Below are 15,250 nucleotides of genomic sequence, written 5' to 3' on the forward strand. Positions count from 1 at the left end.
TCGAACTCCGGGGGCAGGGATCAGTACACGCGCTTCGCGGGCGGGACCGGTTCGACTTCGTCGGTCATGGTGTTCGAGCGCACCGGTCGGTAATCGAAGCTGCATTCACCCTTGTCGCCGACCGTGACAAGCGTGTGTTTCATCCAGTTGACGTCGTCGCGTTCGGGAAAGTCCTCGCGTGCGTGTGCGCCGCGGCTTTCCAGGCGTTGCTCGGCCGAATGCATGGTCGCGACCGCCTGGGCAAGCAGGTTGGCCAGTTCGAAGGATTCCACCAGATCCGTATTCCAGATCAGCGAGCGGTCGCTGACGCGGATATCGGCGAACTCGGCGTACACCTGGTCGATCCTGGTACAGCCTTCCTCAAGTGTCGTGGCGGTGCGGAACACGGCGGCATCGGTCTGCATGGTCTTTTGCATCTTCAGGCGCAGCTGCGCGGTGGGCGTACCACCGTTGGCACGGCGCAGCTTGTCGAGGCGGGTCAGCGCTGGCTCCAGCGCATCGGATGGCAAGTCGCGATGGGGGGTATCGGGCCGGATGACTTCGGCGCAGCGCTCGGCAGCCGCGCGTCCAAACACCACGATGTCCAGCAGCGAGTTGGTCCCCAGCCGGTTGGCGCCGTGCACCGAGACGCATGCAGCCTCGCCGATCGCAAACAGCCCGGGCACCACGACGTCGGGGTCATCGCCGACCTTCTGCACCACCTCGCCGTGGTGGTTGGTCGGGATGCCGCCCATGTTGTAGTGGACGGTGGGTAATACCGGGATGGGATCCTTTGTTACATCGACGCCCGCGAAAATGCGCGTGGTCTCGGAGATACCCGGAAGGCGTTCGTGCAGCACCTGAGGGCCGAGATGGGCGAGGTTCAGATACACGTGGTCGGCGTGCTCGCCGACGCCGCGACCCTCACGGATCTCTACGGTGATCGCGCGGCTGACCACGTCGCGCGAGGCCAGATCCTTGACGTGCGGCGCATAACGTTCCATGAAGCGCTCGCCGTTGGAATTGGTGAGATAACCACCTTCGCCGCGCACACCCTCGGTGATCAGACAACCCGAGCCGTAGATCCCGGTGGGGTGAAATTGCACGAACTCCATGTCCTGCAGCGCCAACCCGGCGCGCAGCGCCATGCCGCCGCCGTCACCGGTACACGTGTGCGCCGAGGTGCACGAGAAGTAGGCGCGTCCGTAACCGCCGGTGGCCAGTACAATCGCATGGCCGCGGAACAGGTGCAGCGCACCTGCATTCAGATCGATCGCGATTACGCCGACGATGCGGCCGCTGGCCGGATCCTTGATGAGGTCGGTCGCGAAATATTCGACAAAAAACTTTGCGTCGTGTTTCAGCGCCTGCGTGTACAGGGTGTGCAGGATCGCGTGGCCGGTGCGGTCGGCCGCCGCGCAGCTGCGTTGCGCCAGACCCTCGCCGTAGCGCGTGGTCATGCCGCCGAACGGCCGCTGATAGATCTTGCCGCCCTTCGTGCGCGAGAACGGCACTCCGAAGCGCTCCAGTTCGATGACCGCCGGAATTGCCTCGCGGCACATGTATTCGACGGCATCCTGGTCGCCCAGCCAGTCGCCGCCCTTCACCGTGTCGTAGAAGTGGTAGCGCCAGTCGTCCTCGCCCATGTTGCCGAGCGCCGCCGCTACCCCGCCTTGTGCCGCTACGGTATGCGAGCGCGTCGGAAACACCTTTGTGACGCAGGCAGCGGAGAGCCCCTTGGCGGCCAACCCCATCGTTGCGCGCAGGCCCGCGCCCCCGGCGCCGACAACCACCACGTCGTACTGATGCGTTTCGACCTTGTAGCTTTCTACAGGCATGCGTGTCCCTTTTTCGAATGCGATCAGGAGTGGGGGGTGCCGGCGAGCCAGATCGCGAGCATGGCCATCACACAGGCCAGTGCGCCCAGCAGTGCGCCAAAGCGCAAAGCGATCTGCAATGTCAGTTCCAGCCAGCGGGTGTGCACATAGTCCTCGACGATCACCTGGAGTCCGAGTGCACCGTGCCAGATCAGGCAGACCGCGAACACGATCAGGAACACCGCGTTGACCGGCTGCCCGATCGTGGCCAGCACCATCGGATAGTCGGCAGGGACCAGGTCGCCGACCAGGAACAGGAACCAGATGGACAGTGGCACCAGTGCCACCGCGGTTGTCCGCTGCAGCCACCAGTGATGCACGCCGGTCTTCGCCGACCCCAGGCCGCGCGCTACCTTGAGCGGATCGCGCAGGCCTTCCTGTCCGGGATAAGCGCTCATGCCGCGCCCCCTTGCATCCGCACGATTAGCAGCACCCAGACCAGCACCGTCAAGGCGATGCTGATGGCGATCACGAACCATCCCGTGGACCAGTAGACCGGGTCGTGCGTGCGGTCCCGCGTCGGCAGGCCGAAGTTTCGCCCCGTGTCACGCAGCAGGTGCTGGATGCCGTTGCAGAGGTGGAACAACAGCGACCAAGTCCAGATGAACAACAGCACCAGGCCGATCCCGCTGCTCCAGAACCCAGCGAACACGTTCCATGCGACCCGGCCGTCGGCGGCCGCGATCAGCCCCCACGTCACCAGCAGGGCACCGAGGCAAAGGAACAATCCGGTCAGCCGATGTAGCGTCGATTGCAGCATGTTGACGCGCCAGCGGTAGATAACGAGATGGGGCGACAATGGTCGGGTATTGGACATGGACGGGCTCCTGGTCAATGCTCGCGAATCACGTTCCCCATATCAGCCGCAGCGCAAAAGGCCACATCGGCGGCCGGCGATGCGCGAACGACAAACGGGTCGCGCAGACTGCAACCGCGCGCCGCGACGGCCGCACCGAAGACCGCTCAGAAATCAATGCACCGTCCGTTCTTCTCCCAATCGCCGTAACGCGTCGGATCGAGGTCGTCGCCCTCGGGCGTGGCTCGCTCGCGGCGCCCGGAGCCGGACGGGTTCGTGGGTTCCGGCGCCGGCGCCGGAGCAGGTGCGGATCGATCGGTAGGTTGTTCGGGCACCATGTCGGATCGCAGCGCACGTTGATCACCCCCAATGGTCTCGAGTCCTCGGCGATGACGGGGATATGCACGAATCCGCGTTTCTCCATCACCGACAAGACGTCGGGCAGGTAGCCGGTTGGCCGGCAACAAGATGACATCCGCGGTCATCACGTCAGCGGCCGAGGTCACGCAGGCGCTTCCGCAATATCCGCCGATCAGCTGATTTTGTAATGACGCCCGCCATCGCTCCGTCGGAATCGCAGACGGTCCGTGATCGGTCTGCAAATAGTCGCGGATCTCGCAAATAGCGACGACAAAGAATCGACGATAGATGCGATCGTGCGCAAAATGGCGCTGATTGGCGTCGTTCCGGAATTGCGCAGCGCTCCGATACGCGCGCAGTGTCTGCAAGGCGTACTGGTGGGCGGCGGAACTCCCGTCACGTTTTTCGACAAATGCGATTTGCTGCCTCATCACCGGCCCGTTCCTGAACATAGCGCGTTGATGGCCTCTTTTACCGGGAACTTGCTCGTTACAACGTTCAGGCCATTCATTTCGATACCCTCCGGGTATTTCATTCGCACCGTTCCTGGGCGCCAGTTGCAGCACACGCATAACCGGCACCACCGATCGGCTGCTCGGCACGCGACACGCGCAGTCATTTCAGAATATGCGCGAGCTCACAACACCTCGAGCGCAGTCAGTAACCGGTAAACTCTTCGGTGCGGATATTGTCCTCATTGACCTCGAGGTCCACCAGCAGGGCGCGCACGGCCTTGACCATGCCTTGCGGACCGGACAGGTAGTAGATGGCCCCGCGCAGATCCGGCACGTGTTTTTTTACCATCCCGGCATCGATGCGCCCGTGCTCGCCCGGCCATCCGTCGGGCCCCGAGTCGACGGTCATGACGTAACGGAAGTTCGGATTCTCCCTGGCCAGTTGCTCGAAGTCACTCTTGAACGGCAGATCGGCCGGGGTGCGGCTGGCGTGCAGCAAGGTGATCCGGTGTGCGGTCTTGTCATGAGTAGCTTGCGCGACGATGCTGCGCACCGGGGTGACGCCGATGCCGCCGATGATGAAAACCGCCGGGGTAGATTCGGTCTTGTGCAGCGTGAAGTCACCGTACGGCCCATCGAGCTTGACCTCGGTGCCGATCGGCAGATTCTTCAGTACTCGCTTGAAGGCGGTATCGCGCATGCGTGTCGCTGCGACCAGATCAGGCTCGTAAGGCGCCTGCACCAGTGAAAACCCGCGCGTATTGCCTTCACCGTCCGTCTCCGGCGGGTCGATGAGCGTGTAGTCGGCAAATTGTCCGGCGCGGAACTCGAATCCTTCCGGCTTGGCGAAATGAAATGCCATGGTGCCGTCCGCAATCGTCTCTTTACGGATCAGTTTGACGTTGGTCTGCATGCTGCAAATCCTCCTTCACTTGCACGCCGTGGCCGAGCTTCTCGTGGAGATAGTCGCGCAATACCACCGTGTTGTTGTGCTCCGTGTCGTGCGAGCTGTACAGAAGAACGACATCGCCTACGCGCGCAGCCTCGACGATCGGAGCCCACGCCTCGGGATGGGCGTCGAGCTCGATCCTGTAGCGGCGCTGGAACTCCGGCCACTTGGTCACGTCGTGCCGGAACCAGCGGCGCAGCGAATCGCTCGGTGCGGCATCCTTGAGCCAGTCGCTGAATTGCAGGGATTCCTTCCTGATCCCGCGTGGCCAAAGCCGCTCGACGAGGAACCGGGTTCCGTGGGCGTCGTGATGCTCGTAGACTCGCTGAAGCTCGATCATGGACGGACCTCCGGCTACCGCCCGGAGCGTCGATCATCCGATCGCTCCGCTCGGTCTGCTTTATTGTCAATCGGTACGTCATTTCAACGCGGCGCCCCGCGCCCCGCGCCCCGTCCCTTTCTCCAGGATTTCACTGATCGTGGGAAACGCGGCGCGCGCGACTTCCGGAACCGGCTTCCAGCCCTCGCCCGGTGCATAGGCAAAAGGCTTCGTTCCCGGGCCGTCGCCGGGATCGCCGACCACGATGCGTCCGACCATGCCGGCCATTTCATGCGGCTTGCAAAAATAGTCGTAGACGCCCTGCACGGTGAATACGTGCTCGAACGCCGCGGCACGCTGGGGGTCATCTGCGAGCAGAACTCCGGAATCCCACGGCTTGGCCGACACGGGGATCCGCAGCTCATGATTGTCGTTGCTCGGATGGTAGGCGGCGATCGAATGAAACCCGCTGAGCTGCACCCACCGCACCGTGTCGCCGGGGGCGATGTGAACGCCGGCCGGATCGAAATACGTTTCGCCAGCCGGCGTCTGCACGAGCTTGATTTCCACCGTTGCGGCGATTGCGGGCGTCGCGTCGCCGAGCGTTGCCGCACTCGCAAAACACAGGGCAAGGAGAGCCGCGCGTCCAACGGCCGCCTTCACCCACACGGACTTCCTGTCCAAGCATCTTTGCACGGCCGGCGTTTACTTCGTCTGCGCCTTGGCGTCGGCGGGGCTGATCAGCCATTGAACGACGTGATAGTGCGGCTCTTCCACGCCGGGATGCCCCGGGTTGTACTGAATGTCGGTGTGATTGAGCTTGATGCCTGCGGCCGCCTCGCCCAACGTCTCGAAGTTCTTGTGAGCCTCGATGTCCTTGAGCGGAACCATGTACGTGATGTTGATCAGTTTGCCCTCGCGGCTGTAGCCGAGAAACGGTCCGACCGGCAACGTCGCCGGATCGACGTATAGCGTTCCCAATCCCGGCACGAAGTCCGGCAGCTTGACCAGCGAACTGACTTTCTTGAAGCTCGCCGGCGGCGACGTCGTGATGTCCGCGGCGGCGGCTGGCGGCGCAACCATTGCCAGGGGCAGCATCAGCGCGAGACCGGCAACCGTGCCGCGGCACCGAACAAAAAGGGAGCTGCCGTTTCTCGTCATGTCGAATCTCCTCGAGTAAAAAAGATGTTCAATGAGGATCGAAACGCCGTCGAGGCGCGGAGCCCCCGTTTTGGCGAGCCGCGGCTTCGATTTGTGCGTGTCGACGATGCTTCGACACTAGCGCGGCCTTGAAGGCGCGAATGTAGGCGGATCTTGACGCGTCGCGTGCAGACTTCTTGATGCCGGACGGATCGCTGCAACGCGCCTATCGGATGATCCTAATCTCCCTACACAAATCATCAAGCAATCCTGATGGTCGTTCGGGTCGAACCCAGACACAGTTCGTTCAATCGCAGTTGCGCAAGTAATGACGTGACGTCGGCTTGAGGGAGGCAACGCCGAAGTCATTCGGCGCCATGCCCGCTGATCCGCGGTGTGCAGAATGCCGAATACCGCCAGCGGCACCGAAGAAGCTGCGTATCGAGCTGCCGCCGTGACGATCGCAACTCAGGACGGGGAGCGTAGTTCCTCGAAAGGAGCGTCCAAAATGGAACAGCAGATGTATCCGAATACCACGAAAGAGCTGGCGCAAAAGCGAAGGGAACTCGCGCCGGAAATTCACAGCGCGTTTCGCGAATTCGGGAAGCGTGTCTTTGCCGATGGCGCCTTGCCGGAGAAGACCAAGCAGCTCATCGCGGTGGCGGTCGCGCATGTCACGCAGTGCCCCTATTGCATCCGCGGTCACACAGAGCTTGCGACGCAAAAAGGCGCGACCGAGCAGGAACTCATGGAAGCGATATGGGTTGCCGCCGAGATGCGTGCCGGGGCAGCGTACGCACACTCGGTTATCGCCATCGACGCCATGCATAAAGGGGAAGCCAAGGCAAGTGCGTGAACGATGTCTATCGCGCAATACGTCCCGTTGATGCTCATGGCTGGAAGGACTACCGATGAAACTCGAAGGCAAAGTCGCGATCGTCACCGGGGCAGCAAGCGGCATCGGCAAGGCCATCGCGCAGCGCTACGCCCGTGAAGGCGCGAAGGTCGCCATCGCCGACCTCGATCTCAATGCCGCGAAGGCGGCCGCCACGGAGATCAAGAGCGCTGGCGGGGAAGCATCCGGCGTGGCGATGGACGTCACCTGCGAAGACGCGGTCAATGACGGTGTGGCAGCGGTGGTCGCCGCCTATGGCGGGATTGATATCCTGGTCAGCAACGCCGGCATCCAGATCGTCCACCCGGTGGAGGAGTTCAGCTACGCCGACTGGAGAAAGCTGATCGCCATTCACCTCGATGGCGCATTTCTCACCACCCGTGCGTGCTTGCCCCACATGTACCGTGCTGGCGGTGGAAGTGTCATCTACATGGGCTCGGTACACTCCAAGGAAGGGTCAGTACTGAAGGCGCCTTACGTTACCGCCAAACACGGGTTGATCGGACTCGCCAAGGTGGTCGCGAAGGAAGGCGCCGCGCACGGAGTTCGCGCGAACGTCATTTGTCCCGGTTTCGTGCACACCCCGCTCGTCGATCGTCAAATTCCCGAACAAGCCAAGGAACTCGGCATTTCCGAGGATGACGTCATCAAGAAGGTGATGTTGAAGGAAACGGTCGACGGCGAATTCACGACGGTTGAAGACGTTGCCGAGGTGGCGCTCCTGTTCGCCGCGTTCCCCAGCAATGCACTCACGGGACAATCGCTGGTGGTGAGTCACGGATGGTTCATGCAGTGAGGCCCGGCATCCGGTGCACGACCACGCCGACCAGCGGATCGACCGGATCCATCCAGGCCGCCCGATCGAGCACCCGCATCGCGTCGGCGTAGCCGAGTTGCCAGCGCTCGTCGATGGCCGTGCGGGAGAAATCCATGTCCTTGCTGGCGAGCTCCCAGCCCCGGTCACGGTTGCCCAGATGCACGATGTCCATGGTCGTGTGGCACCCCCGTTCCGCGAGCTTTCGCATTTTCGGGTCCTTGCGCTTTGCCTCCGACAACTGGCCATAGAGCTCGCGGATCACTCGGCGCAGATTGTGCATCGCCTCATAGGTCTCGATGTTGCGGTCGGAACGGCTCGCGTACATGATGTCCTTCTGTCGATCCAGCGTCTGGCTGATGGAATGAGGCCCGTCACCGCCCGCGCTCCACAGGTCAATCATGAAGCACAGCGTGTTGACTCGTGGATAATCGTCGAGCACCACATCGAGTGGTGTGTTCGAGTAGACCCCGCCGTCCCAGTACAGCTCGCCATCGACCAGCACGGGAGGAAAGGCCGGGGGTAGCGCGCTGCTTGCCAGGATGTGCTCGATGCCGACGCGCTGGAGTGAATTGTCGAAATACCGCAGTCGGCCGCTCGTGACATGCACCGCCCCAAGGCTGAAACGTATGGATCCGTTGTTCAGGTACTCGAGATCGATGCTCTCCAGCAAGGATTCACGCAGCGGACCCGTATCGTAGAAGCTTGCCGTGTCTGCGGATCCTGCATTGCCGACGCCGAAGGGCAGGAATGGGTGGGGTGAGAAGAAGTGCGGTCGCCCGCCGATCATGGATGCCATCGCCGTCCAGCAGCTGTAGGTCTGGCGTACGGCGTCCGGCAGTCCGCGCAAATCGATCGGATCCTCGTGCAGTACGGCGTTCCAGAAGCGCTTCAGACATTCGAGGCGTCGGTTGGGGGGGTTGCCGGCGATGATCGCCCCGTTGATCGCGCCGATCGACGTGCCGCCCACCCAATCCGGCGTGAATCCATGCTCGTCGAGCGCCTGAAACACCCCCGCCTGATACGCCCCCAGGGCGCCGCCTCCTTGCAACACCAAGGCGACGCGTCGCGTACCCGGCCGCACCGGAAACTTGAGACTCCCTGCCACGGCGTTGATCCTTCCTGTTGTTCCACCCATTTGGATGAGCCGCTCGCGCTCAGTCGAGTTGCGTGATCCCGTGCTGGATCGCGAATTTGACCAGCTTGGGGAGATCGCCGATCCCCAGCTTGTGCATCATTCGACTGCGATAGGTATCGATCGTCTTCGGCGACAGAAAAAGCATCGTCCCGACCTCGGCGCTTGTTTTCCCCTCCGCGATCAGCTGCAGGATTTGCCGCTCGCGACGGCTCAGGCTGTCCAGAGGGCTCGTCCGGTGGCGCTCGGCGATATAGTCGTCAATCACGGTCGCGGCAATCTTCTGACTGAGGTAGCGCCGCCCTGCGTGCACAATTCGAACGGCCTCGACCACCTCGGCTCCGGCAGAGTCCTTCAGCAGGTAGCCGCGCGCGCCTGCCCGGAGGGCACGGAAAATATGTTCCGTCGTCGAATGCATTGACAGAATCAGGATCTGCGTTGAGGGACAAGCATCTTGCATCTGCAGCGTCGCCTCGATTCCATTCATGTCGGGCATCGCAATGTCCATGATCGCCACGTCCGGTTGCAGTCTTTGCGCTTCGCGCACCGCCTCGCGTCCATTCGCGACGTCCCCGACCACGTCGATTCCAGGCTGCGCTTCGAGCAAAGCACGCAGGCCGTCACGCACAACGGCGTGATCATCCGCGAGCAGAACGCTGATCATGCGTATCCCCATTTATTGTCACGATGACTCGGGTTCCATGCCCGGGCGCCGAGTCGATTTTCAAGTGCGCGCCGATCGCTGCTGCGCGCTCACGCATGATCATCAAACCCCAGCCGTGGTCTCGGGCCGGTTGATGGACTGCCGTCGGGTCAAAGCCTTCGCCGTTGTCGGCGACGGTCAGGCAGATCGAATGCGGCGTCGTTCGAAGGGTCAACACGGCCTTGTCGGCACGCGCGTGCTTGGCCACGTTCGCGAGCGCGTTCTGGGCCATACGAAAGAGCGCGTGCTCGGCCGCTGGCGTCAACCGACGAGCTCGCCCCTCTTCCACAACCGAGGTCGCCACCCCGGTGCGCTTGGTGAACTCCTCTGCGTACCAGCGCAATACGGGTGCGAGTCCGAAGTCGTCCAGGACGGCGGGCCTGAGTTCGGCCATGACGTCTCGAATACTCTGGGTTGTCTCTTCGACCATCTTGAGCGAATCGTCCAATCGGGCTCCGGTCTGCGCCGCGTGAGCCGGCGACAGCTGGCTCTTGGCAATCGTCAAATTGATACTGAGCGCAGTCAGCTTCTGCCCAACCAGGTCGTGCAACTGACTGGCCAGCGCCCGTCGCTCCGCTTCCTGAACTTCAACCATTCGGCGCGACGCCTTGGCAGCTTGCAACTTCTCGTTTTGCTCCTTGATGAGTTCCGCTTGCGCTTCGCCGGTCGCGGCGGATCTCATCCAGAGGTGCAGCAGTCCTGCCAGAAGCAGCAATGAAACCGCGTTGAGCACTCGATTGACGAAAAAGGTCTCCGCCAAGCTGAATGAACCCGCCGGGACCTGCAGTGCATACACAACGAACGTCGCTGCGATAAGCAACCCTGTCAGGGTCCACAGCAGAACCCGACTACGTGTCGCGCCGCCGAGGACCAGAGGCAGTCCGTAGATCGTGGCGACGTCGAGTTCGATCCACGTCGTGAAGTCTGCGACGATGACGGCGAGCGTCACCGCGAAGATCACCGCAACACGGACAGCACGATTCTCGCGTAAGCCGGACCTGAAGAATACACAGCTGATGGCTATGCCTTTCTCCTACAGGGACGCCGCCTCGAGTAACCGCAGCGCTAGGCTAGTGGGCGAATGCTTGGATTCGGCGAAGCGATCGCGTCGTTTTGCCAAAACGTCGACACATCGACGCGACGCGATCACCGCACGCTCATCGCAGCTCTGACTTCGCTTACTGATCAGGTGGAGTGTAGCTTTCATGGACCCGCACGTCTGTCAGGAAGATTTGATCAGTTGCGCGGCAAACCTCGCCCTAGCGCGGACGGCGTAGCCGTCCTTGCCTTTGCCTCAGGGTGGCGTCTGCTGCTGCTCGAGGTATTGGCGGATGACCTCGGTGGGTACGCCACCACAGCTCCCGGCGAAATAGCTGGGCGACCACAAGGCGCCGCGCCACAGCTTCTTGCGGATGCTCGGGTGGTAGGCTGTTCGCGGAATCGCGGACATCGCGAGTGCGGCGGCGGGGAGCGGCGCTCAAACTCTTTCATCCGATCGGGGGTGCAATGAGCCTCGTCGAACTCCGAAACGTGTCGCACATTTACGGTACGCGCAGCACGCTGGATTCGCTTTCACTATCCCTCGAGCGTGGGAAAATCGGCTGCTTGGTTGGACGGTCGGGTTGCGGCAAGACTACGGTCCTGCGCTGCATAGCGGGTTCCGAGCGAATCTCCGAAGGTGAAATTCTGCTCAACGGCGGAGTGGTGAGCGGCGGTCGTGTCCACGTGCCACCGGAGCAACGTCAGTGCGGCATGGTGTTCCAGGATTACGCCCTGTTTCCTCATCTTCGCGGGGCCGACAACATGGCCTTCGGCCTGCGCGGTCTCGACTCTCCGCGCCGCCGAGCCCGTGTCGCCGAGGTCCTGGCTGCGGTCGGGCTTGCAGGGCGAGAACATGCGTGGCCGCATGAACTTTCGGGGGGGCACCAGCAGCGCGCGGCGCTCGCAAGGGCGCTGGCGCCGCGGCCTCACCTGCTGCTGTCGACGAGCCTTTTTCGACTCTCGATGCCGAACTGCGCGAGCGGATTGCGCGCGAGGTGCGGGAGATTCTTAAGGCGACCCAAACAACAGCGATCCTCGTGACCCACGACCAGCGCGAAGCCTTCGCGGTGGCCGACGAGATCGGGATCATGCACGAGGGGCACATCGAACAGTGGGACACCCCGTACAACCTGTATCACTGGCCCGCCACCCGCTTCGTGCTCACTTCATAGGCGAAGGCGTGCTGTTGCCTGGTCGGGTGCTGGCGCCCCGTCAGGTGGGGATTGAGTTGGGGATCCTGAATGGAAACGTCCCGGAGCAGTGCATCGCGGGCTGTCCGCGCGGATGCAAGGTGGATGTGCTGCTACGCCTGGACGATATCGTGTGCGACGAGGCGAGCAGCATGAAAGCGCGTATCGCCGCCAAAGCGTTCCGCGGCGCCGAATTCCTCTACACCCTCGAGCTCGACAGCGGATTGCGCGTCCTATCGCTACTGCCGAGCCACTTCGATCACGCCGTCGCAGAGCGAATCGGGATCCGGGTCGAAGCGAACCACGTGGTCGCCTTTCACGAGGAGGGCGGCGGCTGGACTTGAACCTCAATGCTGGCGGCAACGTCGTGTCTGCGGAAGTGGGCTTTTTCCATATCGAGATCGGCGGTGAGCGCTTTTGGATTAATGTGCGGACTGACGCGGGAAATCCGGACACCTTGCTGTATTTTTTCCGCGACGACGGAACGCTTGGCGGCGCGGACTTCATCACCTTTGGCGACGACGGCAGAACGAGCCTGGAGGCGCTTTCTGACGGGTCCGTCAGCGGTGCGGATCCCTTCCTCGCGCTCACGCAGCCAGCAGGCAAGCACGTTTTCGCACTGACGCGCTGTTGCGGCCCCGGCGACGACATCCTCGATGGATTTCAATTTTTGAAGGAGTGTGGCTCAGGCCAACGGTACAGTAGCTCAGGCAGCCTTCGTCCTACGCTCTTGGGCGACATTGAGCTTCTCGCCGTGCCAGAGCCTGGAATCCATTCGCAACTCGTCCTCGGGTTTCTTGGCTTGATCACGACTGCCGCTGCATTCGAACCCCGTGGGAACAGGCCGTGCCGCAGCTTCGACAAGCGTTTGCCGCGGTAAATAGCACCCTGACACGCTCCGTTGTCTCCGCGCAGGGAAGTCGCACAAAAAGAACGCCGCTTGCGCAGGGCTCGCTTCATCGAGCGCTATTTACTCGAGAGGGACAGCGCCGACCGGCAGAAGCAGGATGCGGCCATCGCAGATTGGGTCCTCGCGCCCGCGGAGCGATTAATCCGAACGGAGTATTGGGACCGCCGCGGAACCGGTCACGAGAGCTGCGCGAAAAAGACCGATACACTGGACCCAGTTTTCGTCGTTCCTTTACCTATGTCGCCCTTCCGCACCATAAAATTCCGCCTGATCGCACTCGGCGTCGCGCTCATCGTCCTCGGTGTGCTGGTGCGTTTGTTCGTCATGCTACCGGCGGTGCGGGACCGCGTGCACGAAGTCGTGGCGGAAGCACAGCTGTCGATCGCGGCGTATGTCGCAGGAGATATCGGACGGAGCCTGCAAAGACGCAGCGACCTCGTCGGCGAATTGGCGGGTACGCTTCCGCCTGCGCTGCTGCAACAGCCCGAGCAACTTGCCGCCTGGCTCGGCGAGCGCGAACGTCTGAACCCACTGTTTGCGCGCGGCCTACGCGTCCTGCGCCCCGACGGCGCGCTGCTCGCCCAAAGCCCGAAGGCTGCGGAGCACGCTCACCTGCCCACCACGCCCGCCTTGTCCGAAGCTGGATGGTTCAGCACCGCGCTCGCGTCCGCAGTGGTGATCAGTACGCCTCGCCGCGATGGCTTCGAAGGCCGGCCGGTGACGGTCTTCGCAGCGTCCGTGCGAGACGCCGCCGGACGTGTGCTAGCCGTGCTGGCAGGGGAGTCACGGCCCGATGTGGGCGGCTTTCTCGAGGCGCTGCAGCAGGCGCGGCTGGGCGCGAGCGGCGGATTTCTCGTGATCTTCCCTGCCGGGAGACTGTTCATCGCGTCGGACGACCCGATGATGGCGCTCCAGCCCATTCCGGATCGCGACCGCAGCCCGCTGCTCGAACGTGCCTTGACTGGTCGTCCCGGCGCCGACATCGTGATCGACGCGCAGGGCATCGAAGCGCTCGCGGCTATCGCGCCCGTGCCTGGCACGGACTGGCTCGTCGTCGCGCATCGGCCTACGGGGGAAGTGTCGCAGCCGATTGCCGAGCTGCGCCGCTTGCTGTGGCACAATTCGTTCGCGACGATCATCTTCCTGCTCCTCGTCATGCTGGTCTTTTTGCCGCGCCTGCTGCGCCCCTTGACGACCGCGTCCCGGGCGCTGCGTGAGATGGCCGAAGGAGAACGCGAGCTCGCCCCTCTGCCCGTGACGCGCCGTGACGAGGTGGGGGATCTGCTTCTCGGATTTAACAGTCTCGTGGGACGACTGAACGAGAAGGAGCAAGCCCTGCTGCAGACCCTGGAGCAGCTCGACGAGTTGGCTGGAACGGATGCCCTGACCGGAGCATGGAGTCGACATCGATTCCACGAAGTCGTGGGGCGGGAAATCGAACGTTCGCGCCGCTATCTCCGTCCGCTTGCCGTAATCCTGCTTGACGTCGATTTTTTCAAGGCCATCAACGACCGCTTCGGTCACGGCACGGGCGACGAGGTCCTGCAGGCCGTTGCAGAGTGTTTGCGCGGCGTGCTGCGCAAGCCCGATTCGCTTACGCGTTGGGGCGGCGAGGAATTTCTCGCCCTGCTGCCCGACACCGATCTCGAGAGCGCGTTGGCGTTGGCCGAGCGGGCGCGAGCGGCCATCTTCGCCCACGACTTCGAAGGCGTGGGACGCGTGACCGCGAGTTTCGGCGTCGCGGAGCTGGGCGAGACTGAGTCGCGCGATGAATGGATCGCCCGCGCCGACGCCGCCCTATACCGTGCAAAGAAGGCCGGACGCAATCTTGTCGAGGCCGATCGCACGGCCCTCGGCCGCCCCGCCGCGCATGGCGGGCTGATCCAGATCGTCTGGCATCCCGCGTTCGAGAGCGGCAACCCGCAGTTGGACGCCGAGCACCAGGGGCTCTTTGACGAAATCAACGCACTGTGGGTGCTGATCGTCGCGGAGCGGCCCTTTGAGGAGCTGCGCGTGGCCATCGATGCGCTGTTCGACAACATGGTGCGGCATTTCTACGACGAAGAGCGGCTGCTGCAGCACATCGGATACCCCGATCTCGCCGCGCACGTCCAGCTACACGAGGCGCTGACGAGGCAGGCGGCCGTGCTGATCAAGGACTTCAGCGGCGGCCGCGGGGACATCGGCGCGCTCTTCACCTTTCTCGCCCGCGACGTGGTTGCGCACCACATTGCCAGCAAGGACCGCGACTACTTTCCCTACGTTAGATCGGAAAATGGGGGCTCAGAAGATGGGGAGATTGGAGCCTGACCCGTTGGCAGTGGCGACAGCGTTGCCAGTTCCTTGATGCCCTGCTTTCTTCTTGCTCACTGAGACAGGGCTGGACCACTCCGGCGCCGTTTATGGCAGGTTATCAGCGGTGACCGTTACAGCGGATATGAATACGCAAAACTGGCTCTTTCACACGTTGTGTGACGCTGGGCCATGAGCCGTTGCCGATGAACGGTTCAAGGGGGTCCTCTATGATCCTCGACATTCTTGCGTCCCTGCTGCGCGGGGTCGGGAAACGGGTGACGGGGGTTGGCCAGCGATTGAGAGTGAGCGCCCGCAGCGTCGTCGGAGTGCCTCATGTCCGGAGTGCGGCCGGCCAAGCCGCAACGGCATGGCCATTACTGGCGCCACCTTTC

At 62.8% G+C, this 15,250-nt stretch carries 15 protein-coding genes and 2 pseudogenes; 5 read left to right on the forward strand and 12 right to left on the reverse strand.

From position 1 onward, the window contains the following. Positions 1-20: 20 nt before the first annotated feature. The 8 genes from sdhA to GO608_RS00805 form a co-directional block, all read right to left on the reverse strand. The gene (gene sdhA, locus GO608_RS00770) at positions 21-1,817 is read right to left on the reverse strand and encodes a succinate dehydrogenase flavoprotein subunit (RefSeq protein WP_169199942.1); all 1,797 of its coding nucleotides are present in this window, start codon (positions 1,815-1,817) and stop codon (positions 21-23) included. A 23-nt stretch (positions 1,818-1,840) separates the two neighbouring features. Beyond that, positions 1,841-2,254 carry a succinate dehydrogenase, hydrophobic membrane anchor protein gene (sdhD, locus tag GO608_RS00775; protein WP_169199941.1) on the reverse strand — a complete coding sequence of 138 codons (414 nt, stop codon included), beginning with the start codon at positions 2,252-2,254 and terminating at the stop codon, positions 1,841-1,843. After that, positions 2,251-2,673, reverse strand: a complete 423-nt coding sequence (gene sdhC / locus GO608_RS00780) for a succinate dehydrogenase, cytochrome b556 subunit (protein WP_169199940.1) — start codon at positions 2,671-2,673, stop codon at positions 2,251-2,253. Before sdhC ends, sdhD begins: the two co-directional genes overlap by 4 nt. Before the next feature lie 146 nt (positions 2,674-2,819). Next, positions 2,820-3,443 carry a DUF1674 domain-containing protein gene (locus GO608_RS00785; RefSeq protein WP_211159546.1) on the reverse strand — a complete coding sequence of 208 codons (624 nt, stop codon included), beginning with the start codon at positions 3,441-3,443 and terminating at the stop codon, positions 2,820-2,822. A gap of 226 nt (positions 3,444-3,669) precedes the next feature. Further along, entirely contained in the window at positions 3,670-4,380 is a 711-nt protein-coding gene (locus tag GO608_RS00790; RefSeq protein ID WP_169199939.1) for an FAD-dependent oxidoreductase, read from the reverse strand. Continuing rightward, positions 4,352-4,756, reverse strand: coding sequence for a DUF488 domain-containing protein (locus GO608_RS00795; RefSeq protein WP_169199938.1), 405 nt, complete (start codon positions 4,754-4,756; stop codon positions 4,352-4,354). The genes GO608_RS00790 and GO608_RS00795 overlap by 29 nt, the downstream gene beginning before the upstream one ends. Positions 4,757-4,834: 78 nt before the next feature. Next, positions 4,835-5,305 (reverse strand): plastocyanin/azurin family copper-binding protein, encoded by a 471-nt coding sequence (locus tag GO608_RS00800; protein ID WP_169199937.1) that lies wholly within the window; start codon positions 5,303-5,305, stop codon positions 4,835-4,837. A gap of 135 nt (positions 5,306-5,440) precedes the next feature. After that, positions 5,441-5,896, reverse strand: a complete 456-nt coding sequence (locus tag GO608_RS00805) for a hypothetical protein (protein ID WP_211159544.1) — start codon at positions 5,894-5,896, stop codon at positions 5,441-5,443. A 487-nt stretch (positions 5,897-6,383) separates the two neighbouring features. Between GO608_RS00805 and GO608_RS00810 the strand changes: the two genes are divergently transcribed. Both GO608_RS00810 and GO608_RS00815 read left to right on the forward strand, forming a co-directional pair. Further along, positions 6,384-6,731, forward strand: a complete 348-nt coding sequence (locus GO608_RS00810; RefSeq protein ID WP_169119692.1) for a carboxymuconolactone decarboxylase family protein — start codon at positions 6,384-6,386, stop codon at positions 6,729-6,731. Between the two features lie 55 nt (positions 6,732-6,786). Beyond that, a complete protein-coding gene (locus GO608_RS00815) occupies positions 6,787-7,566 on the forward strand; it encodes a 3-hydroxybutyrate dehydrogenase (protein WP_169199936.1) in 780 nt (259 codons plus the stop codon). Here the strand turns inward: GO608_RS00815 and GO608_RS00820 are convergent. The 4 genes and pseudogenes from GO608_RS00820 to GO608_RS00835 all read right to left on the reverse strand — a co-directional run. Beyond that, entirely contained in the window at positions 7,556-8,722 is a 1,167-nt protein-coding gene (locus GO608_RS00820; RefSeq protein ID WP_169199935.1) for a patatin-like phospholipase family protein, read from the reverse strand. The two genes, GO608_RS00815 and GO608_RS00820, sit on opposite strands and share 11 nt — an antisense overlap. 19 nt (positions 8,723-8,741) lie before the next feature. Beyond that, complete coding sequence (locus GO608_RS00825) at positions 8,742-9,383, reverse strand: response regulator (RefSeq protein WP_169199934.1); 642 nt, start codon at positions 9,381-9,383, stop codon at positions 8,742-8,744. Further along, on the reverse strand, positions 9,358-10,383 hold the full coding sequence (locus tag GO608_RS00830) for a sensor histidine kinase (protein ID WP_169199933.1): 1,026 nt from the start codon (positions 10,381-10,383) through the stop codon (positions 9,358-9,360). Before GO608_RS00830 ends, GO608_RS00825 begins: the two co-directional genes overlap by 26 nt. A 333-nt stretch (positions 10,384-10,716) precedes the next feature. Continuing rightward, positions 10,717-10,842: pseudogene (locus GO608_RS00835) on the reverse strand (transposase); the annotation flags it as partial. A gap of 86 nt (positions 10,843-10,928) precedes the next feature. On the opposite strand from GO608_RS00835, the pseudogene GO608_RS00840 reads away from it, so the two are divergent. From GO608_RS00840 to GO608_RS00850, 3 genes and pseudogenes are all read left to right on the forward strand, one after another. After that, positions 10,929-11,997 (forward strand): annotated as a pseudogene (locus GO608_RS00840) (ABC transporter ATP-binding protein). Next, positions 11,994-12,533 carry a hypothetical protein gene (locus GO608_RS00845; protein WP_169199932.1) on the forward strand — a complete coding sequence of 180 codons (540 nt, stop codon included), beginning with the start codon at positions 11,994-11,996 and terminating at the stop codon, positions 12,531-12,533. Before GO608_RS00840 ends, GO608_RS00845 begins: the two are co-directional and overlap by 4 nt. A 21-nt stretch (positions 12,534-12,554) precedes the next feature. Further along, positions 12,555-14,873 carry a diguanylate cyclase gene (locus GO608_RS00850; RefSeq protein WP_169199931.1) on the forward strand — a complete coding sequence of 773 codons (2,319 nt, stop codon included), beginning with the start codon at positions 12,555-12,557 and terminating at the stop codon, positions 14,871-14,873. Positions 14,874-15,250: the final 377 nt, after the last annotated feature.

The sequence above is a fragment of the Aromatoleum buckelii genome (genome assembly GCF_012910785.2).
Taxonomy (GTDB): Bacteria; Pseudomonadota; Gammaproteobacteria; order Burkholderiales; family Rhodocyclaceae; genus Aromatoleum; species Aromatoleum buckelii.